Below are 26,324 nucleotides of genomic sequence, written 5' to 3' on the forward strand. Positions count from 1 at the left end.
TACAGATTTAAAAGGTATACTTTGTTTATGCACTTTATCGCCGCATAAACTCTTCATCTAATTGCCCAACTACACGAATGGCTTCAGCAACCGAAGTAATGCCTCGCTTCACTAAATCGAGTACAGATTCAGACAGCGGGCGATAAGTTTCACAAGCCAACGCTGCTTTGACAAAGTTGCTTGAATCATTATGTCTTAATGCCATTAACATGTCTTTATTTAACTCTAAAAGTTCATAGACCCCTGTTCGTCCTAGATATCCACGATAATTACACGCAGAACATCCTTTCGCTTTTTTAAATGGGAGTGTTAAATCGACATTCATGGACTCGAGCCAAACGGTTTCATGCGGCTCAAGCGGCTCGACAGTAGAGCAATTATCGCACAAATTACGAACCAGACGTTGGCCGATAATTCCTTTAACAGCAGCTGCAACCATATAACCCTCTGAACCCATGTCAATTAAACGCATGGCTGAGGTCATGGCATCATTAGTGTGCAACGTGGCTAAAACCAAATGCCCTGTTATTGCAGCACGCATCGCTATTTGGGCTGTTTCAGAATCACGAATTTCTCCTACCATAATGACATCCGGGTCTTGACGGAGCATGGCACGAAGAACTCGAGCAAAGGTCAGATCTATTTTGGAGTTGACCTGGACCTGATTAACTCGCTCAATCCTATATTCAATGGGATCTTCGACAGTTAATATTTTACGTTCTGGAGAATTAATACGTTGCAGGACACTATATAATGTAGTTGTTTTACCACTTCCTGTGGGACCCGTAACAAGGAGCATTCCGTAAGGCTTAGAATAAATATTTTCTAAACGTTTCACAATTTGAGGGTCGATACCTAACTGACTTAAGTCAGTAATATGACTGGATTGATCTAATAAACGCATCACCACTGCTTCTCCATTCGCTGTAGGGAGTGTTGATACCCGTACATCAAATGATTTTCCTTTAATTTTAAAATTAAATCGTCCGTCTTGTGGTATACGTTTTTCAGCAATATCTAAATGAGCACGAAGTTTTAAACGTTGGACTAAAGCACCCAGGATACGTTTATCATCCAAAATGTTTTCATTGAGTATTCCATCCACTCGAAAACGAATTCGTAAAGATTTTTCACCGGGTTCTATATGAATATCTGAAGCACGTGCTTGAACTGCATCCCGAAATAAAGAGTTTAATAGTTTAACAACTGGAGCTTGTTCTTCACTTTCTTGAGCCTCATCAAATAAATCATCTTGTTGCTCTTTGAAGTCTTCTAAAATTTCACTGGAAAGTTCTTGAGCAAAGTGAGTAATTTCTTGTGTACGACGATAAACTCTATCAAACACTTTTAGTAACGCCAATTCGCTCACTACAGCCATTTTAATAGGGCGTTTTAAGATTTTTGAGATCGCATCAAAGGCATTAATATCTTGAGGATCCGACATTCCTACTATCAATACACCATCTTCATCTTCTCCAAGGACAAGAGCTCGATAACGACGCGCATAAATTTCAGGTAGAAGATGAGTTAGATTTTTATCTATTTCATAATGATTTAAGTTGATAAAAGGTATCTTAAGTTGATTGGCAATGAAGTTTAAAACCTCTTCCTCCGAAATTACTCCCATATCAACTAAAACATGTCCTAATTTCCCTCCGGACTTTTGTTGTAACTCAATCGCTTTATCCAAGCTTTCTTGAGTAATTAACTTCTCCTTAAACAATAATTCGCCCAGCCGCATCCTTTTCATTATTATCCCTGTAAGACTTTCAATCGATTTTCGGCATAATCACGTACTGAGGGATCACTATCCGGATTTTGGCTCGCACGAAGATATGCCTCTATGGCTTGATTAATCTTATTACTATGTTCTAAGGCAATACCATAACCTAACCAATAGCGACCGTCATTAGGATCAACTTGTATTAAAGATCGGTAAAGACTTCCTGCTTCTAAAGTCCGGCCTTCAGATTGCAGCGCTGCCGCCAAAGTGCCATAGAAGTCGGGATATGACATTATAGAGGGTCGGTATTTTGATAAAAGACTAATAGCCTCTATGGCTTTTCCTTGATCAAGAAATAATCTCGCTTTAATCGTAATAAGAGCCGTATCAGCAGGTGCGTATCGAAGCCCTTCATTCACGATCTCGGATGCTTGAGCAAAATCCCCATAAGTCAAATAGAGTGAAGCTAAATTTTCTCGAACATCAGATGCATTGGGTATCCGAACCAAGATTCCTCTTAAAAGAGATATTGCCTCTTCATCAAACCCTTTATCTATAGCTTCCAGCGCTTTATTTAATTGAGCATCATGCCATTCCTCAAGGGTTTGAGGTGTATATACTTTATTTACTGCAGATGAAGATGGCACACCTTGATTATCTACCCCATTACTCACGGCATCTGTTGCAATGGGGGCTTGAAAAGCAACTCGTTGGGATGCTGCAGATGCCAATGGCTCAATATAACTTACCAGATAAATTGGTTCTGGAGCCGAGGTAACTGCAGCTTCAACTATGGGTTCCATTTTTATCGTTGCATCAAGGCGATTTATTTCTGCCTGATGAACACTTTGTTGGGGTTTAATGTTCTTTTTTGCGAAATGTTTATGAAGCAAAAAAAGGAACATAGTAAAGGCGACCAATGTTAGGCCTAATAGAATTTTCTTACTTACTCCATTATTTCGAAGAGGAACCGGCATATATAAAGGTGTGACTGGCTTTGTGTGCTTTTGCTTCGCAAGATCATGTAACATTTCATTAAGCAAACTCATAGATATAGTCCATAGGTCCAATACATCATAATAATAACGCTAAGCCCTAGTACCCCGATTCCAGAGTAGATTAATAATGAATAAATCCATTCTAAGCGTGTAGAACTTAATGTATCAATTATGGCTCGCCGTACCGCGTGACCATCAACTTGATTTTTCCCTTGCCCATATGCCACTAAAAGTGATTTATGACACAAAATATTTAACAATCTTGGTAAGCCTTGGCTTGCACGATATAACCGTTTTTGTGCTTTTTGAGTAAAAACCGAACCATAGGTATACCCAGCTCGAGCCATCCGATGATTCAAATATTTATCCAGTTCATGACGCGCCAAAGGTTGTAGATGATAAGAAAAAGTAATACGCTGTTTTAATTGACGCAATCCAGGTTGCTCAAGCTTAATATTTAATTCGGGTTGGCCAAAAAGGACTACTTGGAGTAATTTATATTCTTCAGTTTCTAAATTAGTCAAAAGTCGAACCGCCTCTAAACATTCATCCGATAAAAACTGAGCCTCATCAATTATTAGTACTGTTTTTTTGCCAGCGCGGTGCAGTTCTAATAGGCATCGATTAATTGCTTCCAATAATTGATATTGTGTCCAGCTATCCTCGGGTTGCATGCCTAGCTCACGAGCAAGTGAAAGTCGTAAACCTTCAGCAGTTTGATCCGGATTGGGAATATAGGCAGTAACGTATTCGCCAGTTAAGTAGTTAAGCAGTAGCCTGCATAACAAGGTTTTACCCGTTCCTACCTCACCAATGATTTTAATAAAGCCCTCACCTTGAGCCAAACTAAGCAGAAGTACATTCAACGCTTCTTTGTGGGTGGGGAGTTCACAAAAAAACTCCGTGTTAGGTGTGAGCGTAAATGGCGCTTTTTGCAATTTAAAATGTTCTAAATACATTGCCTCTCCCCTTTAGCGCGTACCTAAGTTTTCAGTCGATTTGGGTCCTAACATAATAGGCACTTCACCCTGAGTACCATAAATATCAGGTCTACCACCAATATGAAAACCACGTTTAAGACTTGAAACACGACGCGCGGTCACCGTAATGTCTTTATTAGTAGTTCTTCCATTCACAATAGTTGGTCTTAGTAAAATGACAAGCTCCGTTTTTTGAGAGTCTTGTTTTGTCGCGCGCACTAAAGTTCCTAGAAACGGGATATTACCAAACCAGGGCAATTGGCCTATTCCTTCAGTGGTTGTATCTTGCATCAACCCACCAATCACTACTACTTGCCCGTTTTTAGCGTGTACCATAGTATCTGATTCACGAATGGTGCTATTGGCTAATGGTAAATCCAATACGCCCCCTTGAGTTCCTAAATCAATGACTTTACGTTGGTCTTTCACCAAGCTTACGGTGGGATGTATATGTAAAGTAACTTGACCATTTGCATCAATTTGTGGCGTAACATCCAACGTAATACCTGAGAAAAAAGGAGTCAGGTTAACATTTAGCATAGGTTGCGTTACGAGGCTCGAAGTGACAATATTTTGATTTTGGGATACATTGGTTACAAAAAATTCATCAAACCCTACTTTTATCGCAGCGCTTTGATTATTCATAGCGGTAACGCGGGGACTTGAAAGAACTTGAACATTCCCCTGGGTTTCCAATGCTTGTATCACGGTGTTAAAATCTTGAGGATTCCAGTGAATGTCGATGTTAAATGCTTTAGGAAAACTGGATTGCGAGATATCGACTTCTGGAAAATTACTTAGAGCGTTAAGCCTCGAACCAAATATTTTCCAATCAATTCCCATTTGGAATTGATTGGTCAAATTGACCTCTAGGATTTTAGCTTCTAGAATCACTTGCCTGTCCATACTGTTTTGCACCATATCCAGATAGCGTTCCACGTGCTTGAGTTCTTTAGGCGCCGCATGGACAACAACTAAACCAGCCATTTTATTAACGGTTACCGAGCGTCCATCCTCTTTACCGACCATTTTTTTGACGGTATTTTCCAGTGACTTCCAAAAATCTATATTACTTTTGGTTTCTACATCACCTACGACTGCACTGTAGTTCTGATTCCCATTACTAAGAACTCCTGAAATATTCCCACCAGAAACGGATGTTCCTGAACCTGAACCACCAGAAGAGCTTGCATTGGTCACCTCACCCGAACTTACAGTCATACTTGAACGACTTTTTCGTTCGAGTTCAAGATAGTTCACTTTGAAAATTTGAGTTCTTAAGGTGTTAGGTAAGATTTCATATCCACCAGGAATAGCATTAAAGGAATAACCATAGGCATCCTCTAGTGCTTGTAGGACCTGTTCTACAGTAACCTTTTTCATACTTAGAGTAACATTTCCTTTAATCTCAGGACTCACTACCATATTGGTTGAGGTATCTGCAACCAATCCCATATAAAAGGCTTGAGCGGGCACGTTTTTAACCGCTATATCGAAACGTTGGGGACCTCCACGGGATCGTGCGTCACGAATTTTTAGACTTGGAAGTAATGCTCTGACCGGGCTTCCTCGCCCTTTAGTACGGTCTGATTTCATAATTATTTTATTGTTAGCAACACCTTGTTGCATCACCTTATTCATTTCATCAATTGCGGTCCCCTTTATAGGAGCATGGGTGTTGCAGGCAGTAAGAAATGAACAAATTAAAACGATGATCCCTATTCTCATTAATGAGTCTTCCACAAGCGTTTGCCAAATAAATATAGAATCTTTCTATGTCCAGCGTAGAACAATACCACATGGTTTTTATCAATAGCAAGGACACGTGCCCCCTGAATGCTACTCCCCGTTCCTACAATTTGACCATTAATCATCGCCAATCGTCGCATTGGTCCAATCAAAATACTTTGCAGATTAAATTCACTTTCATCCATTGTTGTTTCATGGACTAAAGGACTTATAATGGGTTTAGTTGGATCATATAAAGCAGCATAACTTATATTAAATAAGTTAAAACAACAAAACCAAAGCATGATGCATTGTTTTTTTATGCTCATTGATTTTGTCCTTTTTTTATTATCAGTTGAGCCGTTTGGGGCTTTAAAGTATAAAAATCGACAGTTACCAATGCTTCCGGATATTTTGTTACAGTATAATCAAATTTGTCCCAATAGAGTTGCCAAGGTAATTGTTCTAAACGTTGCAAATATCTCATTATAGGAAAATAAGTGCCTCGCATAACGAGACGGTAATGAGTCGCTTGTATGGTTGGAGGAAGTGCTGGTGCTTTGAGAGCTGTTTTAGATGTTGGCGTATTAGTTGTCTGTTGGTTCACAGGAGGAGGCAGCGGAGGAGGATTAACCGTAGAAAAATTCTCGATCGTTACTCCCATCGTTTGTTTTAACATATCATGAAGTAGCTTTGCTAAATCACGTCCCGCAATATAACGCTTATTGTAATGGATGATTTCTTTATCGAGACTGGTAATTTCAGTAGATAACTCTCTAAAACGGGTAATAACTTTTACTGTTTCTGGGTTGCTGATCAAGATTTCAATGATCTTCTTTTTTTGTGTCAAAATTGTAAGCTTTTCGTTTAACTTTTGAATCTCTTGCTCTTTTTGATGTTTTGAATTTATTATGGGTTTTACAACACCAAAAAACCATAAAATAATAAGCACTACGAGAGTAAGGAAGAGCAACAATATTCTGTCACGCTCACTGAGGTGATCAATTTTTTGTTTTAATAAATATATTTGCTTTGAATAAAAGAACTTTAGATCCATTTCACTTTACTCCCTGCGCATTTTTAGCCGGAGCAGTTTGTTCAGTAATTGCTTCTTCCTGTGGTCCAAGAGCATGGGTAGCAATGGAGAATTTCAAATAAGGGTGATTTTTAATTGTTTTTACAAAAAATAAATTGAAAATGACATTTTTAAACGAATTAGTAGTTAATAGCTGACTCATCAGTTCGGACACTGAATCAGGACGAATAGCGTATCCATTTAAAGTAATACTATTGGTATCATGATTAATTTGAATTTGATTTAGCCATAAAGTATTGGACGTTGTTTGAGCCAAATCAAACAGGTATTCAGAAAATCCCCGTCGCATAACCAGGTGCTGCAAGGAATCAAGTTCTATTTTCTTAGCTTGCATTTTTTTCTCAAGGATTTTAACGCGTTTCACAAAAGGAATATCACTGACGAGCAGTGGATAGCTCTTTGCCAATTTATTGAAATCTTCTTGTGCCTGCATTAAGTTCCCTTGGGTCATCCTAAGGGTTTTATAAGTTTGGAAGTTATTTAACTCAAGAACCATTGAGATAATAGCTAAAATGACCAAGGTAATAAGGACTATCAAACCCATTAATGCAGCAGGTAAGCGACTGGTACTTTTGGGAAGCCCTTTGAGAAAATTTATTGATTGACTCATAATTTACTTTCCCTATCTAGAACCATAAGTGCACCACCAATAGCATAAAAAACCTTTTCCAGCGTTTCGGGAGCAACGGGTTCAGACGTAAAAAATGAATTAATATCTAATAATCTTACATCCTTATTAAGTTCTTCTTGTAAATAGGAAAATAAATCGGTTGCTTTATAAAAACTGGGCGTGAAGAAAATTTGTTTTGGCTCAGGAAGTTTGAGTTCCATTAAACAATAATCAATACTACGTTGAATTTCTAATAACATATTTTGATCTGCAGCACTATGAGGTTGGATTATGGTTTTACTCATAGGTAAAGTACGAAAAAGATACAAGTCCCCCATGTGATATACATGATGTTGACAGCTTTCCCCATCATAACTAATGACAATGAGTGGAGCTTCATCCGATACGGGCTCAAGAGATAAGATTTTGCTTAAAGCCAATTCACTGATGCTCACTCCAGTAACCTTTAATAGACAACTTTCTATCATCGATATATGACTAAGCAATGCAGACTGCAACGTCACAGCCACAAATGCTTTTTTTCTTTTATTACCCGCACCATGGGGAGGAACAGTAAAAACATCTACAACAATATCATTCAAAGGATAATCAACTAAACCTTTAAGTTGCCAACGCAATGCTTTAGCAAGTTCATTTTCAGGTACTTCGGGTGTATCTATTAAGATCAGCTGGTATAAGCTGGAGGAAAGAATAACTTGGCATGGGCGTCCAACCAAATGGTGTTTATTCACATCGTCTTCTAAAGACTTAGTAATATGAACAGGAGATGGCTCAGAGGAATAATGCTCCTCACAAAAAAGGATGTGCTGATTGTCCGATAAGCCCACAAGCGAATATCCAAACTCACTAAGAAAGCACGATAGAGGCCGAGACGATTTAAACTTCTCTAATCCCAACATGGATCATCCTGATCATTGTTCAATGAATGGCAGTATAAACTGAGCTATATCCACTTGTCGATTGAAAAAAATTGGTATTTTTAAGGCAGGAAAGATGCTAGGACATATTGCTTAAGTACACCGTATTGATCATTGGAACTCTTTCACTACCATTACTTAGAGTCATATCGATTGTTACAGCACGAACTGCCGTCAAGGTTGTTGTTAAGGTAAAGTTAGATTGATAATAGGTGAGCGAAAAATGAGTCACTTGGTTATTGAGGGTTTGTGCTGAAGCACCTGTCCTTAACAAAATCGGATTAGACCAACTATAAGATATAGTAGAACCATCTATAGTGGTGAATGTCATATTAGTTGGATTGATTGCTGAAAAACGATTTGCCTGTTGTAGCTCTTTGGTCATCCGTGCCATAACCATCGTTGCCTGATTGGTCAATGCAGTAACTTTTACACCTGTAAAATAGTTAGTAAAACCCGCACTTAACATAAGAGATACTGCAGATAAAACCACACCTGTGATTATCATCACAATGAGCATTTCAATGAGAGTAAATCCTTTAATTGTTCGCATAATTATAAACACTTGCATTAATTGTGGCATTCCCAGTACCCGTTACATCCAGAGTAATTATTTTTGGATTGGATCCTGAAATAGTAGGGGAACTTACAACAAAATTGTTTTCTAACGCATAATTCGATAATGCCATGCATATATCAAGACCAGGGGTACTAGTACATGGGTCGTCTAACGCGGTATAACCATTTATATCACGGTTCATTAATATTATTTGCATACGTGCATTCGCTAAAAAACTTGCTTGCGGTGTTGCCCTAGGAATGCCGCTGTAACGTTGTGCTTGATTTATCCCCATCAATAATCCGCTCACAATAATCCCTATAGTGACTATAAAAACAATCAGTTCAATGATAGAGAAACCGTCCTGTTTCCGGTTTGGCATATCTTTTCCTCATTGATTATGTAATACAGTAGGAATTACCCCTGATGCAGTTCCCGATCCAGTTCCACTAACTGAATTAAGAGTATAACTGGTTGGCAGCGAAATAGCAGTCCACAAACCACCAGTATAGCGGTAAGCTACGTTACCGGCACCTACCGCTAAACAATCATTTGAAGCATTACAATGCACACCCAGTAAATTCAGTGTTCCTGGTGATGTTTGAGAGACACAAGATGCATTTGAAGTAATTGGAAGACTGCAATTAAAAATAACACCATTATTCCCGACAACAATACAGTTACCAGTGCTTGGACAATGCACGTCATTAAGCGACTGCCCACTAATATTAAAAGCACTACTCCAATTTAGACCATTAAAATAATGAACCGCACCAATACTGCGTACAATCACACAACTATTCGCTTGCACACAATCGATATCGTTTAGAGTTCCTCCTATATTCATCCCGTTGTCAAAGGGGTTAGTAGAGTTTATCGGAAAACTATAAAGATCATTACGTAGCGTGGCGATACACATGTCGTTAACACAACTTACACTAGACACAGAAACATTTCCCATGCCATTCGTACTATAGGGTAGACCAGTTCCTGTATAATACATGAGTGGCCAGGGGGGGCTTTTGCCTTGGCCTACTATCCAACAAAGAGTTGGATTGTTAGGGACATCACAAGAAACTGCCATATAATTTGAATGGTCAACCGTTCCTAATAAGGCCCACGAGCTGCCATTAAATTGGTAGATAGAGCCTACATTTGTAATTGAAGAACCTACAGCCAAGCCATAATTACTACTGGTTTCTACTCCTCTAAGATTAACACCACTTGCAGTTAACATGGTCAGCCAAGATGCACCATTATATTTAAGAATAACACCGTTGGCACCTTGGTTCCCCACCGCATAGTAAGCTCCACCTTGAGACAATAATACTGCTTGATTTAGCGTTACCCTACCATTAGGCGAATTTAAAGAAGGAGCGCCCCCTTGGCTGCTAATTATATACTGTGATTGGGTGGCAGCAGCGCCAGAAAGATGCGCTGCCGCAATGGTTCCATTTTGTCCCCGTCGCAGGTTGAGTAAGGTGGTTCCGCTTATCCCATCATAATAAATGATTTCTGAATCGATGATTATGGCCCCAAAGGATCCTAAGTTAGCAATCGAAGCAAGAGAAATAAAAGAAGAAGTGGCGGTCATCGCGCTAGTAATGGTTGTTGTCGCTTGATTTTGGCTGCATCTGTATTGGTACTCCCCTTGTCCAGTAACAGTGACAACCGAACTCCAGGAATTATTGCAGATTCCAAGTGATAATTGGTAACTGCCATTTTCAATTCCAGTTTTAGCTAAATCATAGGCATTATTCGCAGAGATAGTACTGATGGAAGAATTGGTGCCGCTTACAATCATAGAGACAAATGCGCTCGCAAGACCACCCACAACCACAAGAAGAACAGCAATCACCATCATTAAAAATCCAGATTGCTTATCCATTGACGAACCCCGTTTCTGCAGAAACTGTAAGCGTATTGGTACCGACTCCAGATGCTGTAATTGTAATTGTGGCAGCTGATGCAGGCGCACCCATTGAATCAAATGTAATGCTCACAGAAGAGAGTGTAATTCCTGTAGGCATGCTCACAGAATATGCGCCATTTGGAGGATTTGGAGAAATGGTGTAACTGTTTGTTGAAAGGATAATACTATAATCCGTATTTAGACTGGTCGCCAAGGTTTGGGTATAACGTATATCACGTTTTAATTGTTCTGTTATGGAAGACAAACTGTACAAGGATACTGATGGAGTTTTTATCCCAAAAAAAAGTGCTACAAGGGTAATAATCAAAATCATCACAATGAGTTCAATAAGGGTAAAGCCAGATGTTCGGTGCATCACACATACCTGTAATTAAAATACTCCTCGCTTTTAAAAAATATAGTACCGCTGACTTTGTTTAATTGCTATGTATCTGTTTAAAAAACATAAATTATCTGTGAAAAATGGAAAACGTCTTACCCATGGTCTAGCATAAACTCATAGAGGATACAAAAGATCAAGTGAGGCAGAACAAATGAAAAAAATAATAGTTGCCTTAATCATCGCATGCTCATCTATTCTATTAAGTAATTGTGATACAAAGTGTTGCGACGATGGACTCGGACATTGTATTCAAACAGGTACAAGTACTTGCCCAAAGACAGATTACAATGCTTGGTGGTATTAAACACTTTTACTCTTCAATTAATTCATTTTGAATAGTTACATAATCTATTTTTCCTGAAGGTAGTACGGGAATTTTATTTCCTGGAACAATTTTATGCGGTACAAGTAATTCTGAATAATTCAGTTCCTTTATTCTCTTGATAAAGCTTGTTTTATTGGCATTGTCAGCTTCACTATATAGTATAATTTGCTCTCCTTTTTTCGGGCTCTTCATACTTACGGCAGCATGTAATAACTCAGGCCAAATTGAGGCAGCAACACCCTCTACGGCAGTAAGAGAAACCATTTCCCCGGCAATCTTCGCAAAACGTTTTGCTCGGCCCGCAATGGTAATGAAACCCTCTTCATTCATAGTCACTATATCACCTGTATCATGCCACCCGTCTTCAGGTGGAATAATCTTTTCCGACTTGTCGCAAGAGAGATAACCTTTCATGATATTAGGCCCACGTAAGATTAACCGGCCCCCTTCCGCAATACCATCTACAGGTTGTATTCGACTTTCCATAGAGGGCAACAACATCCCCACACTTCCTGGAATAGAGGCTAAAGGGCAATTCATAGAAATCACTGGCGACGCTTCCGTCGCACCATATCCTTCATAGACTTTCACTCCAAAAGTGTCGATCCAATGTCGAATCGTTTCCGGTTTCACTTTTTCTGCTCCAGCAAAAATGTAACGGACGCTGCTAAAATCATGCCGTTCTGCCGCTCGAGCATAGCCTGTTAAAAAGGTATCGGTTCCAAGCATAATGGTAGCACTGGTTTGATAAATCAAACCCGGAATTATTTTATAATGCAATGGAGAAGGATAAAAAAAGCAACTAATTCCATTTATTAATGGCAGAATCGAACCGGTTGTTAATCCAAAACAATGAAAGATAGGCAAGGCATTGAAAAATTTATCACGAGAAGAAAAATCCACTCGCGAAGTTAATTGGCAACAATTGGCTAATAAATTAGCGTGAGTTAAAACAACTCCTTTCGGAAGCCCTTCTGAACCCGAGGTAAATAGTATAACTCCGGGCTCCTCTGCAGAAACCGGGTTACCAATTAATTGATAGGCTCGAGTAGGAAACATCCCCTTGAATATCCCAGAAAGCTTATTCCCTAAATTAATAGAAGATTTAAAATCTTCGAGGAAATAAATCTTAATCCCTGCGTTCTGTAATCCCTCGACCAAATCGTCCAGTTTTGCTGTATCAATGAATTGTCTTGCAGTATAAATCGTTTTTACTTCTGCAACAGTACACGTAGCTAACAGATTATGTAGTCCCAAGCTAAAATTTAGCATAGCTGGAATGCGTCGATATGCATGTAAAGCAAAAAAGGTAACCATGCCCGCAATCGTGGTAGGCAGCATGATACCGACATGCTCTCCTACTTGAGTTTGCTCCTTAATTTGTCGACCTAAAATAAAACAACGAGCAAGAAATTGTTTGGAAGTTAACGGCGCACGATTTGCATCTTCAATTTTTGCTTTACTCTTTGTTCCTAACACACTTCCTTGAATGAGTGCTTCAAACATTGTCATTGGTTGATAACTATTTGCAAAAGTCTGTTCACTAATTAACTGAAACAACCGAGTGCTCATTGCATTTCGGTTAAGAGGTGTATTTTCCTTCTCGATATAAGATCGTGTCGGCAATACATGTAAGATAATTTTTGGAAATAAATAAGTACGATGCTTATCTTTACTTATCGAAAAAATACTGTGTTGGGCTCCGTCGATACGGATTGGAATCACTGAAGAGCCAGCCTTTTGTAACACCATTCCTGGGGCATCAAAAACCTTTAAGCTCTCTTCTTGCAATCCAATTCCCTGCGGAAAAATAACACAACGCTTTCCTTCTCGTATGGCTTTGACTAAAGCTCTTGCTGCAAAAGCGTTGGTAGAGTCAATGATAATGACATCAGCAAAAAGCATCATCATCTTCATCCAAAGTTTACCAGCTGATCGTGGAGGAAACGCTACCGTCAATTGCTCAGGTAAAAAAGCAGCAAGCAAAAGCAAATCAATTTTTGAGGTTCTATTGGCAATAATGACTGAATTAGACTCCGGCTGATACGTTCCCTGCACCTCCACCTTAAACCAGTAGGCTAAGATTGCTCTAATCCATCTACGGGCACGTTGCTTTTGGCTTTCCTTCCACATTACTTGTTCCATGTTTTTGTTTCTCTTATAAAAATCCGCTCTTGGTTATACCCAATCAATCATTATTTTTCAAGATTGCAACCGATAACCAGGTGTAATAGACTTTCTTTACTAGTGAACCGTCAAGGATTGTACGATTACAGACCCCGATTTATTTCATACAAAAATAACGTCTAGTCGACTCACTCATCCTATTAAGACAATTTTCATTGTTTTAGCTTTGATCTCACTTTTTTCGACTGCCTTTATTTTTCATAATTATTCAAGTGTACTCATTAACTGGATTGAGCATCTTGGCTGGATTGCACCCATTCTTTTTTTAATAATATATTGCGTTGCAACCATTATGTTCTTGCCTACTATGGTGATCACCCTGGCCGGCGGGGCGCTTTTCGGGCCTTTGTTTGGCACCCTACTCAATTTATTGGGGGCAACAAGCGGCGCTGCATTCTCTTTCTTAATTACCCGACACTTGATTTATAATTGGTTTTTACAAAGAAAAGGCGAAAAATTAAGCAAACTCATTTCTGCGGTCGAGCAAAAAGGATGGGTGATTGTTGCATTTCTTCGCTTAGTCCCAATAATTCCGTTTAATATAGTCAATTATGGTCTAGGAATAACCACGATTAAATTCCGGCCTTATTTGTTCACTACTTTTATTTTTCTTATTCCCGCTGAAATTGTTTATACCTATCTAGGTTATGCTGGAATGGGGGTTTTAAAACAAGAAGTATTTTATAAACACCCTGTAGTTTTAATAGCGGGTCTTGTTCTATTGCTGATATGTATTATCAAGCTATTGCATTTTGATCACTTTCGTTTTCAAAACGCAGAGAAGAAGATAATTGATTAAGTAATGGATGATCTACTGCAAAAACAATGTCATCCAAAGAGGATATCGGGCGAATCCCTTGTAAGGAATTAGTTACAAAAAGAGCATCCGCTTCCTTTAGCATTGTTTTGGTTACCGAAACCTCCATGCAATTTATGCCTTGCTGCTTGGAACATTGTAGAAGTCTTGAACGAGTAATGCCAGGAAGCACCCCATCGGTTACAGGAGGTGTTAGCAAACAATTATCGTGGATCACAAATAAGTTTGCACAGGTGGTTTCTGTCGCATGCTGTTGCAAGTTAAAAAATAAAGCATCATCGGCAACTGCCGCAATAGCCTGACGACGAGCGAGGATCGCCTCTAAATAATTGATTGATTTCACTTGATATATAGGATTAGTTCCATCTCTTAGCCAGGACGCACTTACTAATCGCTGTGGATGGGTTTCTATAGAATAATTAAACGCTTGAAATGCAAGTTGACTTACTTGTCCTCGTGCTGCCAAGCCTCTAGGGGCAGAACCCCCACTTAAAATCGCTTTAATACCACCATGATACAAATTATCTTGCTTAATTTTATGGAGCAGATGCTCTAACCAGTGCTCAAAGGAAAGATCGAAGGGGATATCCAATTTTCGTGCCGAATCCGTTAATCGCTGCCAATGCAAATAAGCACAACATGGCTTCGCTTCCTCTACTCTGAGCGTTTCAAACAACCCCTCGCCCAAAAAGATGCGATCATCTATTGGAAATGCAAAATTACATTCCCCTTCTGTGAGTACTCGTGTTCGTATCATAAACGGTACTTAATCCTAATTCTTCAGTTGATTCCCTTACGAATGATTACTGACAAATCGAGTTTAATAGTCGCCAAAATCGTCCAGTTCATCCCGTAACCGCTTTTCGTCTAACATATTTTCCAATCGCCTGCGTGCATCCAAACCACGAGGAACATTTTCCATAATTTCTGCTTCAACATCCAATTCGCTGTCCACATCAACGAAGTCTTCTCCGACTTCTACAACAGCATCTTCATCATCTTCAAACAAATCACTCATACCATTCTCTCAATGAGTTATATTGTACCTAGATACCCATCCCAAAAGGATCTAAAAACCAGGACGGCTTATATACCTTATTTTTTTTGTCTTGACTAGTTTTTTTTAAAAAATAGCAATTCCACGAAGATTTTGAGAGTGACAAATTTTTTTGAAGATTTCAATACCTTGAATTTTTACAATAAAGAATCGATAATTTAATAAGTACAACACATTGATAACTTATGACAGATTACGTCAAGAAGGCTTTAAGAGATACAATGAAACAAATACGCTCGAAGATATCTGTTTCGTATCGCGCCACGGCTTCAACTCAAGTATGTACCCGCATTCGCTTGCTGGAACAATATCGCCAAGCAAAGCAAATAGCACTTTATTTTGCGATAAACGGGGAAATTGAGTTAGATGAGCTATGGAAAAATGCTCTTTTACAAGGGAAAATTTGTTATTTCCCTGTTCTAAATGAGGATTTAACCCTCTCTTTTTTACCCGCCACAGCAGATACTCCTTTTCAGAAGAATCGCTATGGAATTCCGGAGCCGGATGTCAGCCCTGATTTGGCAATTCCCGTGGAGGAATTGGAGTTAGTTTTTGTTCCATTGGTGGCCTTTGATGTACGCTGTAATCGTATTGGGATGGGTGCTGGTTATTACGATCGAACTTTCAAAGGCAAAGAGAATTGTCCCTTGTTTGGCGTCGCCTACCAATTTCAACGAGTCGATGATTACCTTGAGCCTGAACCTTGGGATATTCAGCTTAACGCTGTCATAACCCAACGTGCTATTTATTGGTATGGTGGCTGACTCTAGTTTAGGTTAGGGCATCTGCATTGATTTCCCCAGTACGTACTCGAACGACTTGTTGCAATTCATAAACAAAAATTTTGCCATCACCAATCTTACCCGTATATGCAGACTTACAAATTGCTTCAATTGCAGCTTCAACCATGTCGTCTGGTAGCGCTAGTTCAATTTTAATTTTAGGAAGGAAATCCACTACATATTCAGCCCCACGATACAATTCCGTATGCCCTTTTTGTCGGCCGAAACCACGTGTTTCCGAAATAGTTATTCCTGGTACACCAATTTCCATTAATGCCTCATGAACATCATCTAATTTAAAAGGCTTAATAATTGCCATAATCATTTTCATAATATATTCCGCTGTGTTTATACTTTTGTTAGACTCTTTGCAAAACCAAACATGGAGTGATTATGTTCGACCCCAAACAATTTGATGATTTAGCAAAAAAACTTTTTTCAGCTCTTCCCCCCAGTCTACAAAACATTGAAAAAGACATCCAACAAAAATTTAAAGAAGTCCTTCAAGCTGCCTTTTCTCATATGGAACTTATTACCCGGGAAGAATTTGATGTACAAACCAAAGTTCTGGCACGAACTCGCGAAAAAGTAGAACATCTTCAAAAGCAAGTCGATATGTTACTGACTCAGCTTAATAAAGATCAAAAATAAAAAAGAGCAGCTTAAGCGGCATAGGAAATTTGTCGCTTTATTAGTCCAACATCAAAGGAATAAGCAATGAATCTTGCGTTTACTAAAACACGTAGTACCGTTGGGATATTGGCACAACCCGTGTCAGTAGAAGTTCATTTATCAAATGGATTGCCTGGATTTACAATAGTGGGGCTGGCCGAAACCGCAGTGAAAGAAAGTAAGGATCGAGTCCGCTCCGCGATTATTAATAGCCAGTTCGAATTCCCCTGCCGCAGAATCACAGTGAACTTGGGACCTGCTGACTTACCCAAAATTGGGAGTGGTTTTGATTTACCCATCGCTCTTGGAATTCTTGCTGCATCAGATCAAATTCCTCAAAATCAATTGGCCGATCATGAATTTATCGCAGAACTTGCCTTAAGTGGAGAGCTTCGAGGGATTTCTGCTATTATTCCTGCGGTCTTAGCAGCACATAAAAGCCAAAGTTTACTTATTATTGCCAGTGCAAATGCTCATGAAGCGGCACTAACCGGCTATCAAAACATCTATAGTGCTAATAATTTGCGCGAAGTGTGTAGCTACCTTTGTCAAGGAACTTCATTACACGCGTTACCACCCAAGCCGGAATCATGCGTCAGACCATACACGATGGATTGGTCTGACATCAAAGGACAATTTCATGCAAAAAAAGCAATGGAAATTGCAGCATGTGGTGGTCACAGCATCTTGCTAAGTGGTGCTCCTGGAAGTGGTAAAACGATGTTAGCAAAACGGTTTAATACCTTATTACCTCCACTATCTGAAACACAGGCCTTAGAATGTGTGGTCATCAATTCCATACGGGGTAAATTACCTGATTTTAGCCAATGGCGCTCACCTCCTTTTCGCGCCCCCCATCATACTGCGTCCCCTGCATCTCTAGTAGGTGGAGGAAACCCACCTAAGCCGGGAGAGATCTCTCTAGCACATCATGGGGTTTTGTTTCTTGATGAGTTACCTGAATTTAGCCGCCATGTTCTAGAAACTTTAAGACAACCGCTTGAGTCAGGAACCGTTTGCATTTCCAGAGCCGCTGCACAAATCGAATATCCCGCTCAATTTCAGTTCATCGCAGCAATGAATCCTTGTCCTTGCGGGCAATGGGGAAATCCACAAGCAAACTGTTTATGCAGTTCTGATCGTATTAAACGTTATCATGCAAAGATTTCAGCACCTTTATTAGATCGGATTGATATGCATATCACGGTCCAAGCATTAACTCAGGAAGAATTGGTTGCTCCGAATAATAATCCCCTAAAACAAAGTGAATTAATCCGAGAACAAGTTATCCAAGCACGAACTATACAGGTAGAACGACAAAATTGCCTCAATGCCTATTTAAGCGCTAATACTTGTGAAAAAATTTGTGCGTTAGGATCTGAAGAACAAGATTTTTTACATCAATCGATGCTGCAATTCAAACTTTCTGCTCGAGGATATCATCGCTTATTGAAAGTTGCACGTACGATAGCCGACATGAATCAAAGCATCCTGGTTTCTAAAATCCATTTACAACAAGCATTATCCTTTAGACATGCCTTACGCACTCCTGTATAGCCCCTTTTAGGGGGCTATAGTTTCCCAGCAACATTTAGGCTGTGTGCATGCTCTTCGAAACTCCACTTGTGCACTCTAGCCTCATTCATTTTGAACCGGTCTAAGTGGGGTAAGTGCTATAAATTAAAAGCAAGGGTAAATGCGCGTAGAAGATAAAATAGCACTGGGATGAACAGCCCAAATATAAAAATGCCAGTTAGGATAGACAGGGAGTAATACTTCGTCCCATCAGACTGAAGTTCATTATTGCCATAGATTTTTTTTCTTTGAGTTAAAAGATAAGTTAAAAGAAGTAGCCCATAAAAACAATAAGAAGCATAACTTATTCGAACTAGGTAATTGGACATGTCTTGGCTATTCATATTATCAATAGGCAAATTGATAAGGAAAAAACTTACCAGCCAAATAAACATTGTTTTGGTCGAATTATTTTGTTCCTCTAAGGCCGAAAACCAAGTAAGGATTAGGGGGAAAATCAATAAAGGAAAATAATAAGACCAACCTAAAGGACTCATAAGTAACATCATAGCCAATGTCAAACAAAAAGGTTGATGATTTATTGGATCCTTTTCAGCGGGACCTAACTTTCTCCAGTACCACAGGAACAAAATTAAAAGCAACACTGCATACAATATATTAATAGGTATTAAATAGGACTTATTAGGAATTATTTCACCTCCAAAAAAAAGACGATAAATAAAACCATAAATGGAAGCATTCCAACCATCCCCATACCAAAATACGCCCGTCATCATTTTGAAATATTGTTGATAAAGCATTGGTCCTTTTAATACAGCAGGTAAAAACGAAGCCACTAAGAAAACTAGTAACATCGTCACAAAAACTCGCTTCCGGCCTTGTTTTAAAACGTAGAAAAATAACAGTGCGGGAAACAATTTAATTGCAATAATAATGCCCCATAATATACCTGCAAAATAATCGCGATGATTCCAATAAAAATAATAACCCAGCATGAGGAAAAACAATAAAATACCACCAAATTGCTGTGTTACAAAATTCATTAATGTCGGAAAAAATGCGAAATAAAGTAGATATAAATTGATATGATTTTTTTGAAAAAATTGAGAAGAGAAGGCATAATAAAACGCAATCCGTGTGCCAATTACTCCCAAAACAAGAGAAAGACAAAACCATACAACTAATCCATTAAAGTAACTTAACTTCGCCAAAAAGCTAAAGCTCCACACAACAAATGGTGGATTTACATTGGCAGGTAACATCTTTAAGGAAGACATATACATTATAGAAAAATTTATATAAGGATTTTCTCCTTGTAATACTGCTTGACACGAATAATAAAGAGATGAGAAATCACTTTTTTGATAACGCATAAAAATGAAGAAGGAGAGCAAACAATAGAAGCTCAACAGCAGGAGAATGCCTATTTTTTGGTAGCGACTCATCCAATATATTTCCTTGAATTTTTTCTTATTAAATAGCACGTCCTCTGTGACTTATCAAAATACTACCTTTGATTACATAAGGCATCAAAAATTGCCATCCGTACGAAAACCCCATTAGCAACTTGATTTAATATAAAAGAGTTCGGCCCATCGGCCACATCACTGTCTATTTCAACACCACGATTTATAGGTCCCGGGTGCATCACCATTACATCCGGACGAGTATATGCTAGACTTCCCTTGGTTAACGCAAAATCACGTCGATAAGAATCCAGATCCAAATGATCTGACTCCAATAAACGCTCGCGTTGAACCCGCAAACAAATCACGACATCAGCATTAGTTAATCCATCGCGTAGATCGTGAGTAACCCGCCCATAATGCAAGCTCTTTGGCTGCCATAGTTCCGGCGCAACGAAAACAAGCTCACCTACACCCAGTTGTGCACAAATCCATTGAAAGGAATTCGCTACACGTGAGTGTCTAATATTTCCCAAAATAGCTATTTTTAATTGATCCAACCGTGGTTTTTGTTCAAGGATCGTCATCATATCCAGCAAAGCCTGACTTGGATGAGCATGGGTACCATCCCCAGCGTTTATTATATGGACACTATTTCCAATTTGATTTACTAAACTTTGTTGTAAACCCTCTTGTGAATGACGAATTACAAAATACTGAATTCCCATTGCAGCCAAGGTACGGATTGTATCTTCAATAATCTCTCCCTTAGTTTCAGAAGAGCTTTGTAAGTCTAAATTAATTACTGGCATCGATAAACGCTGGGCAGCCAATTCAAAACTCACCCGAGTGCGAGTACTGTTTTCATAAAACAAATTCGCAACCGTATGTTGTGCATAGGAAGGATATTGGGATGAGTTATGATTTTTAAAATAAACCGCGCGTTGGAGTAAAGACTCAATCTGTTGTCGTGATAATTGACTAATTTCTAAAAAATGATTCATAAAACCCTTATCTTTTTAACTTAACTCCCAGGGTCTAGGGTCTTCCTCATTTCGCAAGATGGAACTCAACGCTCTGATTTTAAACACCTTATCAGATAAGCCAAGATAGGAGAAAGGAACAGCCCTATTCAGGATGTTGTAACCATTGCTCAAGTATAACACAAGCCGCTATACTATCTACCTCAGATTGTTTGATTTTACGATATCCACCCTGTGCAAATAATTGCTCCCTGGCTTCCACCGTAGAGAGTCGTTCATCAACTAAATGAACCGGCAAAGAAAATCGCTTGCGCAATTCTTTGGCGAATCGACGTGCGGCAGATGTTGTATATAATTCACTGCCATCAATACACGTGGGAATCCCAACAATTAATCCTTGAGGTGACCATTCCGTAATCAATTTGGCGACTGCACTCCAATCAGGAACACCTATACGAGCGTTAAGCGTTGAAAGAGGAGAAGCACTACACGTGAGCTGTTGTCCTACTGCAACACCAATGCGTTTATAACCAAAATCAAAACCTATGAAAACAGGACTAGGCATGGCCGATATATGAACTCAGTTGACTCATTTTGACCCCTAAAGTGGATCCCGCATACTCCCAACGATCTTCGAAGGGCACCTCATACAGAATTTCGGAGCGGTAGGGGCAAACTAACCATGTATTCTCAAGAATCTCTTTTTCTAGTTGATGCTCTACCCAGCCAGCATAACCTAAAGTTATTAAAACATCTTTAGGTCCTTTGTCCTCTGCAATGGCGCGAATAATATCATTAGATGTGGTTACCGTCACCTCATCTTGCAAAAACAAACTAGAACGCCAACCACCCAATTGTTTATGAATAACGAATCCTCTCTCTGGTTGTACTGGTCCGCCAAACATTAAGGGTAAATGGCTTTGCTCCATACGGACCGGTTCAATATGTAATTGTTCAAAAACAATAGACAACGGAAATTGCATTGGACGATTTATAATCAAGCCTACCGAGCCTTGTTCATGGTGTTCACAAACATAAATAACAGTTCGTTCAAAATTAGGATCATTGAGGGAAGGCATCGCGATCAGCAAGTGATTAGCCAAGGAGCTTATAATTGCCATGAGCCCTCCATAAAGGTCGGTTTATTTAGCTGCTTCTATTTATAATTATACACCAGTTGTTCGTTTTTTATTCAATTATTTAAAGATTATCCGCGACTGAAACTTTTACATAAAGTGTTGCATGTTGAGAAAATGGCCTTCCTGCTGTATATGAAACCGAAGAGGAATCCGTATCCTTTGTTCCTTCTGGGCTTCCCAAAGAAACCCACTTATTGAGTGGTACCATCAATGTTGTATCTATATTTTGATCATCAAATTGTTGTCCCCCAGCCGGATTTTGTTGTTCACGCACCCGGCGTAGCTTCAATTCGACCTGTGATCCTCGCATAATGGGCTGTACTAATAAACCATTTTTGATTTGATGTTGTTGATACTCGATTCCTGTGAAAAAACCCGCCCCTACAGCAGTAACGATGGGTACTTCTTGATCGGTAGATACGAAAGCTGATTCTCCATTCATAACTTTAACCGATTGGGTCCGCTTCACTTCAGCAGGAGATTTCGTACTATAGGTTACCGAATTTTCATTTTGTGCACTAAGCCAATTTGGGTCACCTTGATAAATAGAAATATTAAATGTTACTGGAGGTACATCGATTTGATGTAATATCGTTCTAATTTGGGTTAATGTTTGCGGAGAAACCTGAACAACTAAGGTTTGATCAGAACCACTTATTTTTTCTCCAGTTTGCAGCATAGGTTGCACTAACTGAATAACTTTTTGGGCAGGAACATAATGCAATTCAATTACCTTAGTAATTGTTTCGGAACATACGCTATGTGCTAACAACAATAATCCTATTAGCCAAAATCGCTTCATCCTGAGCTCCTTGTCCCGTTCCTATTTATCTCATCGATTTTCTTAAAAAAAAAGTATTGTGGTAAACCCTAGTATTTTCAATTGTAGACCAATATAAAAAATCATTGCAGCAAATTGAAAATATTTTTATTTTTTTATTTAAAAAAAACAAAGAATAAACCGAAAAATTTGGTGAACTGCAATTCAATTGTTTTGTTCCTGAAAAAGTTTGGGTATACTTCTCAAAAATTTGCCTAAGAGATGCGAATATCATGGGTAGCATATTTAATATGTTTGGTCCTTCACCAATTAGACCGATAGAACAACACATGCGAAAAGTGCACCAATGTGCCAAACAGCTCTACCCATTTTTTGAAGCCGTCCTTAAAAAAGACTGGACGACCGCGAATAGAATAAAAGAAAAAATAATTTCTCTTGAAAAAGAAGCTGATTTAATCAAACGGGATCTACGTCTTCATTTGCCTACTGGACTATTCCTTCCTGTTTCTCGTACTGATCTGCTTGAGTTGCTTAGTGCTCAAGATTTCATAGCGAATAAGACGGAAGATATTGCAATACTCATCATTAGTAGACAAATGACTATCCCAGCAGCAATAGTTCCCATTTTTATGCCTTTTTTAAGTCGTTGTCTTGATGCATCAAAGCAGGCTTGTAAAGCAATTAATGAATTAGATGAATTACTAGAGACTGGTTTCAGGGGCTCAGAAGTAAAGATCGTTGAGGAAATGATCTTAACTCTTTATGAGATTGAACATGACAGTGATGAACGTCTAGCAGATATTCGACATCGTATTTTTGAAATCGAAAAAGATTTATCTGCAATTGATGCGATTTTTCTCTACAAATTGGTCCAATGGATTGATGATTTAGCCGATGGCGCTCAACATGTGGGCAGTCGTCTTCAAATTCTAATCGCGCGGTAGTCAAGTTCTATGGATTATTCAATTATATATCTTCTTGTAGCAGTCATTTTGTGTTTTTTGATGACTTGGGGTGTCGGTGCCAATGATTTAGCCAATGTCATGAGCACTACCATGGGCTCAAAAGCCGTTACCGTCAAGCAAGCAATGCTAATCGCCATAATTTTTGAATTTGCTGGTGCATTTTTAGGTGGAACTGGTGTTACCGAGACAATGCGTGATGGAATTATTAACTCCAGCGAACTTTCTGGACAGCCCTTGATCCTTATAGAAGGAATGTTGGGTGTTTTATTAGCTTGTACTATCTGGATGAATCTCGCGAGCTATCTTGGAGTTCCTGTTTCTATTACTAATGCCTTAGTGGGTTCCATGGTAGGTTTTGGCACGATAGTGCTAGGACCCCAAGCAATTCATTGGAATCAAGTAAGTCGTATTGCCATAAGTTGGATTACCTCCCCGATGATTTCAGGAATCACTGCATTTATATTATTTACGAGTATTCAACAAACTATTTTTGTTAAAAGTAACCCACTAACCAAAGCTAAATTATATATTCCTATTTATCTGTTCCTCATTGGCTCTATTTTGTCATTTATTACCGTATTTAAAGGGCTGAATCATTTTCATATTCATCTGAATTTCAAGCAAAATTTAGCGGTTACTTTAGCAACGAGTATTATTATCACAATTATTGGAATGATAATTATTAAACGCATTCCGGAGCACCCAAGAATAAGACGTAGAGAACGATTTATCCAAGTAGAAAAATATTTTGCTGTACTTATGGCGATGACTGCTTGTGCGATGGCTTTTGCACATGGATCCAATGACGTAGCCTTAGCAGTGGGCCCCCTTTCCATCATTTACAGCTTGATCATGAGTTCACATCAAGTTTTTAATGCCAATAATTACCCCGCATGGATTATCTTATTAGGTTGTGTGGGTGTAGTTACAGGCCTGCTTATGTACGGTAGAAAAGTCATTGAAACCGTAGGTAGCGCAATCACCGCTTTGACACCTAGTCGCGCCTTTGCAGCAACGCTTTCAGCCGCAACTACTGTAGTAGTAGCAACAAGTACAGGTATTCCCGTTTCCGCAACACAAACATTAGTAGGCGCTGTTCTTGGAGTGGGTTTGGCACGAGGTATCGGTGCGTTGAATCTGATTGTAATCCGTAACATCTTTATGTCATGGGTTTTAACATTACCTGCCGCATCTATTTTGACGATTCTAGCATACAAAGCATTACATTTCTTTTTGGGCTAATAAGTGTGTGTAGGCCGGGTGTAGCAACGCAAAATCTGGATGAAGAGTCCCGGGTTTCAGCTTAAGCCTTCACCCAGAATACAATGACTAATTGGACATCCCTTCTTGATGTAGAGAAGAAGCTCTCCCCTTAGACCTCCTGAGAGAATGGTGTATCAACGATTTATAAGCATATAAGGGTATAAAAACATCTGAGGAAAAATTTTGATTGCTAAGCTAAGCAACGATTAAAATTCTTCCCAGATCTCACCTTTTTCATTAACATAATCTTTATTATCACGCATCATAAAAATACGCTTGTGCTTGTTAATTTCTTTTACTTGAGATGCAGATTTATTATGAGTTGCATCAAATTCAAAGAAAAATTTATCATAAGGACTAACATAAGCTTTATCTATATCATCGGAATTCATAACCAATCCAAATAACTATAATTTAAACCAGGTATTTTATAGCTTTTTTATCTAAGTTACCATTACTCTAACTTTTTAAAAAATTAGGAGCGCGGGATGAGTTTAAAGAAAGCGGAGTTACACGTCCATTTGGAAGGTACCATCACTCCTGGATTAGCCGCAAAGCTGGCTGCACGGAATAAATTAGCTCTGCCTGAAGGCCTCGTTGCCCCTGATGGAAAAAGCTATTTATCTAAAGACTTTCTCGATTTCTTAAAGGTGTATGATACGTTGGCCTCGGTAATTCGATATCCTCAAGATTATTATGATATCACCTTTGACTATTTACGAGCTCGCGCCCAAGAAGATGCAATTTATATAGAAATGATGTATTCACCCGACCACGCAGAACTATCCAGTAAAATTCCTTCCGCAGAACATCTGTCAGCAATCCAACAAGCAATTGACGATGCTAAAGATCAATTCAATATCGTAGGACGTATTTTAATTACTGCCGTGCGTCATTTTGGAGTGGAAGCAGTAGAGAATGTTGCAAAACAAACTCATAAAGATAGATTTCCTTGTGTCACCGGCTTTGGTTTAGGCGGGGATGAAGCGAAATTTCCTCCTAAACTATTCAGTAAGGCGTACCATATTGCGGCGGATGCAGGGTTACAATGCACCGTTCATGCCGGAGAATTTGCTCCTGCAGACGGAATGGTTGAGGCAATGGAAAATCTACCCATCCAACGTATTGGACATGGGGTTAATTCCATTTATTCCCCAGATACCATGGCAATGGTAAAAGAAAGGAATATCACATTAGAAATTTGCCCCACCAGTAATATCTTTTTGGGCTTATTTAGAGATATGAATAATCACCCCTTGCCAAAATTTTATGATGCGGGCATTAAAATTAGTATCAATTCAGACGATCCACCCTTTATGAGTACTACTTTAGGTCAGGAGTATCAACGCGTACAAAAGTCATATAACTACAGCGATGAAACAATGAATGCAATAACGCGTATGTCCATAGAAGCTGCTTTTGTTGATGAAAAAACAAAAGCCGAACTTTTAGCAAGAATTTGAT

The 26,324-nt window shown here is 39.0% G+C and carries 29 protein-coding genes; 7 read left to right on the top strand and 22 right to left on the bottom strand.

Annotation, left to right across the window (positions count from 1 at the left end; translation table 11 throughout):
- Positions 1-34: 34 nt before the first annotated feature.
- From HBNCFIEN_RS12950 to HBNCFIEN_RS13010, 13 genes are all read right to left on the bottom strand, one after another.
- Positions 35-1,750: a GspE/PulE family protein gene (locus HBNCFIEN_RS12950; RefSeq protein ID WP_182391490.1), complete on the bottom strand. Its 1,716-nt coding sequence runs from the start codon at positions 1,748-1,750 to the stop codon at positions 35-37.
- Between the two features lie 2 nt (positions 1,751-1,752).
- Complete coding sequence (locus tag HBNCFIEN_RS12955) at positions 1,753-2,772, bottom strand: lipopolysaccharide assembly protein LapB (protein ID WP_182391491.1); 1,020 nt, start codon at positions 2,770-2,772, stop codon at positions 1,753-1,755.
- Entirely contained in the window at positions 2,769-3,680 is a 912-nt protein-coding gene (locus HBNCFIEN_RS12960) for an ExeA family protein (protein ID WP_182391492.1), read from the bottom strand. Before HBNCFIEN_RS12960 ends, HBNCFIEN_RS12955 begins: the two co-directional genes overlap by 4 nt.
- 12 nt (positions 3,681-3,692) lie before the next feature.
- Positions 3,693-5,429, bottom strand: coding sequence for a pilus (MSHA type) biogenesis protein MshL (gene mshL, locus HBNCFIEN_RS12965; protein ID WP_182391493.1), 1,737 nt, complete (start codon positions 5,427-5,429; stop codon positions 3,693-3,695).
- A complete protein-coding gene (locus HBNCFIEN_RS12970; RefSeq protein ID WP_182391494.1) occupies positions 5,429-5,758 on the bottom strand; it encodes a hypothetical protein in 330 nt (109 codons plus the stop codon). Before HBNCFIEN_RS12970 ends, mshL begins: the two co-directional genes overlap by 1 nt.
- Positions 5,755-6,486 (bottom strand): type II secretion system protein GspM, encoded by a 732-nt coding sequence (gspM, locus tag HBNCFIEN_RS12975; RefSeq protein ID WP_182391495.1) that lies wholly within the window; start codon positions 6,484-6,486, stop codon positions 5,755-5,757. The genes HBNCFIEN_RS12970 and gspM overlap by 4 nt, the downstream gene beginning before the upstream one ends.
- Position 6,487: 1 nt before the next feature.
- Positions 6,488-7,135 (bottom strand): PilN domain-containing protein, encoded by a 648-nt coding sequence (locus HBNCFIEN_RS12980; protein WP_182391496.1) that lies wholly within the window; start codon positions 7,133-7,135, stop codon positions 6,488-6,490.
- Positions 7,132-8,055, bottom strand: coding sequence for a hypothetical protein (locus HBNCFIEN_RS12985; RefSeq protein ID WP_182391497.1), 924 nt, complete (start codon positions 8,053-8,055; stop codon positions 7,132-7,134). The genes HBNCFIEN_RS12980 and HBNCFIEN_RS12985 overlap by 4 nt, the downstream gene beginning before the upstream one ends.
- A gap of 97 nt (positions 8,056-8,152) precedes the next feature.
- A complete protein-coding gene (locus HBNCFIEN_RS12990) occupies positions 8,153-8,656 on the bottom strand; it encodes a type II secretion system protein J (protein WP_182391498.1) in 504 nt (167 codons plus the stop codon).
- Complete coding sequence (locus HBNCFIEN_RS12995; protein ID WP_182391499.1) at positions 8,613-9,014, bottom strand: prepilin-type N-terminal cleavage/methylation domain-containing protein; 402 nt, start codon at positions 9,012-9,014, stop codon at positions 8,613-8,615. Before HBNCFIEN_RS12995 ends, HBNCFIEN_RS12990 begins: the two co-directional genes overlap by 44 nt.
- A 9-nt stretch (positions 9,015-9,023) precedes the next feature.
- Entirely contained in the window at positions 9,024-10,520 is a 1,497-nt protein-coding gene (locus HBNCFIEN_RS13000) for a hypothetical protein (protein ID WP_182391500.1), read from the bottom strand.
- On the bottom strand, positions 10,513-10,920 hold the full coding sequence (locus HBNCFIEN_RS13005) for a hypothetical protein (protein ID WP_182391501.1): 408 nt from the start codon (positions 10,918-10,920) through the stop codon (positions 10,513-10,515). The genes HBNCFIEN_RS13000 and HBNCFIEN_RS13005 overlap by 8 nt, the downstream gene beginning before the upstream one ends.
- 337 nt (positions 10,921-11,257) lie before the next feature.
- Positions 11,258-13,417 carry an AMP-binding protein gene (locus HBNCFIEN_RS13010; protein WP_182391502.1) on the bottom strand — a complete coding sequence of 720 codons (2,160 nt, stop codon included), beginning with the start codon at positions 13,415-13,417 and terminating at the stop codon, positions 11,258-11,260.
- Between the two features lie 208 nt (positions 13,418-13,625).
- On the opposite strand from HBNCFIEN_RS13010, the gene HBNCFIEN_RS13015 reads away from it, so the two are divergent.
- On the top strand, positions 13,626-14,258 hold the full coding sequence (locus HBNCFIEN_RS13015) for a TVP38/TMEM64 family protein (protein WP_255464219.1): 633 nt from the start codon (positions 13,626-13,628) through the stop codon (positions 14,256-14,258).
- Here the strand turns inward: HBNCFIEN_RS13015 and HBNCFIEN_RS13020 are convergent.
- Both HBNCFIEN_RS13020 and HBNCFIEN_RS13025 read right to left on the bottom strand, forming a co-directional pair.
- Complete coding sequence (locus HBNCFIEN_RS13020) at positions 14,197-15,033, bottom strand: aminotransferase class IV (protein ID WP_182391503.1); 837 nt, start codon at positions 15,031-15,033, stop codon at positions 14,197-14,199. The genes HBNCFIEN_RS13015 and HBNCFIEN_RS13020 overlap by 62 nt on opposite strands.
- Positions 15,034-15,096: 63 nt before the next feature.
- Positions 15,097-15,294 carry a PA3496 family putative envelope integrity protein gene (locus tag HBNCFIEN_RS13025; protein ID WP_182391504.1) on the bottom strand — a complete coding sequence of 66 codons (198 nt, stop codon included), beginning with the start codon at positions 15,292-15,294 and terminating at the stop codon, positions 15,097-15,099.
- A gap of 224 nt (positions 15,295-15,518) precedes the next feature.
- Between HBNCFIEN_RS13025 and HBNCFIEN_RS13030 the strand changes: the two genes are divergently transcribed.
- The gene (locus tag HBNCFIEN_RS13030) at positions 15,519-16,097 is read left to right on the top strand and encodes a 5-formyltetrahydrofolate cyclo-ligase (RefSeq protein ID WP_182391505.1); all 579 of its coding nucleotides are present in this window, start codon (positions 15,519-15,521) and stop codon (positions 16,095-16,097) included.
- A 7-nt stretch (positions 16,098-16,104) separates the two neighbouring features.
- Here the strand turns inward: HBNCFIEN_RS13030 and HBNCFIEN_RS13035 are convergent, their stop codons facing one another.
- Positions 16,105-16,446: a P-II family nitrogen regulator gene (locus tag HBNCFIEN_RS13035; protein WP_003635241.1), complete on the bottom strand. Its 342-nt coding sequence runs from the start codon at positions 16,444-16,446 to the stop codon at positions 16,105-16,107.
- A 62-nt stretch (positions 16,447-16,508) separates the two neighbouring features.
- Here HBNCFIEN_RS13035 and HBNCFIEN_RS13040 point away from each other — a divergent pair, with 62 nt between their 5' ends.
- Together HBNCFIEN_RS13040 and HBNCFIEN_RS13045 are read left to right on the top strand one after the other, a co-directional pair.
- The gene (locus HBNCFIEN_RS13040; protein ID WP_182391506.1) at positions 16,509-16,766 is read left to right on the top strand and encodes an accessory factor UbiK family protein; all 258 of its coding nucleotides are present in this window, start codon (positions 16,509-16,511) and stop codon (positions 16,764-16,766) included.
- Positions 16,767-16,832: 66 nt separating this feature from the next.
- Positions 16,833-18,344, top strand: a complete 1,512-nt coding sequence (locus tag HBNCFIEN_RS13045; RefSeq protein ID WP_182391507.1) for a YifB family Mg chelatase-like AAA ATPase — start codon at positions 16,833-16,835, stop codon at positions 18,342-18,344.
- 116 nt (positions 18,345-18,460) lie between these two features.
- On the opposite strand, the gene HBNCFIEN_RS13050 is transcribed toward HBNCFIEN_RS13045, so the two are convergent.
- The 5 genes from HBNCFIEN_RS13050 to HBNCFIEN_RS13070 form a co-directional block, all read right to left on the bottom strand.
- Positions 18,461-19,768 carry a glycosyltransferase family 87 protein gene (locus HBNCFIEN_RS13050; RefSeq protein ID WP_182391508.1) on the bottom strand — a complete coding sequence of 436 codons (1,308 nt, stop codon included), beginning with the start codon at positions 19,766-19,768 and terminating at the stop codon, positions 18,461-18,463.
- Between the two features lie 62 nt (positions 19,769-19,830).
- Positions 19,831-20,733, bottom strand: a complete 903-nt coding sequence (locus tag HBNCFIEN_RS13055) for an aspartate carbamoyltransferase catalytic subunit (RefSeq protein ID WP_182391509.1) — start codon at positions 20,731-20,733, stop codon at positions 19,831-19,833.
- 124 nt (positions 20,734-20,857) lie between these two features.
- Entirely contained in the window at positions 20,858-21,277 is a 420-nt protein-coding gene (gene ruvX, locus HBNCFIEN_RS13060) for a Holliday junction resolvase RuvX (protein WP_182391510.1), read from the bottom strand.
- Positions 21,270-21,833: a YqgE/AlgH family protein gene (locus tag HBNCFIEN_RS13065; RefSeq protein WP_182391511.1), complete on the bottom strand. Its 564-nt coding sequence runs from the start codon at positions 21,831-21,833 to the stop codon at positions 21,270-21,272. The genes ruvX and HBNCFIEN_RS13065 overlap by 8 nt, the downstream gene beginning before the upstream one ends.
- 79 nt (positions 21,834-21,912) lie before the next feature.
- Entirely contained in the window at positions 21,913-22,653 is a 741-nt protein-coding gene (locus HBNCFIEN_RS13070) for a type II/III secretion system protein (protein WP_182391512.1), read from the bottom strand.
- A gap of 251 nt (positions 22,654-22,904) precedes the next feature.
- On the opposite strand from HBNCFIEN_RS13070, the gene HBNCFIEN_RS13075 reads away from it, so the two are divergent.
- Complete coding sequence (locus HBNCFIEN_RS13075) at positions 22,905-23,576, top strand: TIGR00153 family protein (RefSeq protein WP_255464222.1); 672 nt, start codon at positions 22,905-22,907, stop codon at positions 23,574-23,576.
- Between the two features lie 9 nt (positions 23,577-23,585).
- Positions 23,586-24,839, top strand: a complete 1,254-nt coding sequence (locus tag HBNCFIEN_RS13080; RefSeq protein ID WP_182391513.1) for an inorganic phosphate transporter — start codon at positions 23,586-23,588, stop codon at positions 24,837-24,839.
- 227 nt (positions 24,840-25,066) lie between these two features.
- On the opposite strand, the gene HBNCFIEN_RS13085 is transcribed toward HBNCFIEN_RS13080, so the two are convergent.
- Positions 25,067-25,252 (bottom strand): CBU_0585 family protein, encoded by a 186-nt coding sequence (locus HBNCFIEN_RS13085; RefSeq protein WP_182391514.1) that lies wholly within the window; start codon positions 25,250-25,252, stop codon positions 25,067-25,069.
- Positions 25,253-25,348: 96 nt separating this feature from the next.
- Between HBNCFIEN_RS13085 and HBNCFIEN_RS13090 the strand changes: the two genes are divergently transcribed.
- Entirely contained in the window at positions 25,349-26,323 is a 975-nt protein-coding gene (locus tag HBNCFIEN_RS13090) for an adenosine deaminase (RefSeq protein ID WP_182391515.1), read from the top strand.
- Position 26,324: the final 1 nt, after the last annotated feature.

The organism is Legionella sp. PC997 (genome assembly GCF_014109825.1).
Classification (GTDB): Bacteria; Pseudomonadota; Gammaproteobacteria; order Legionellales; family Legionellaceae; genus Legionella.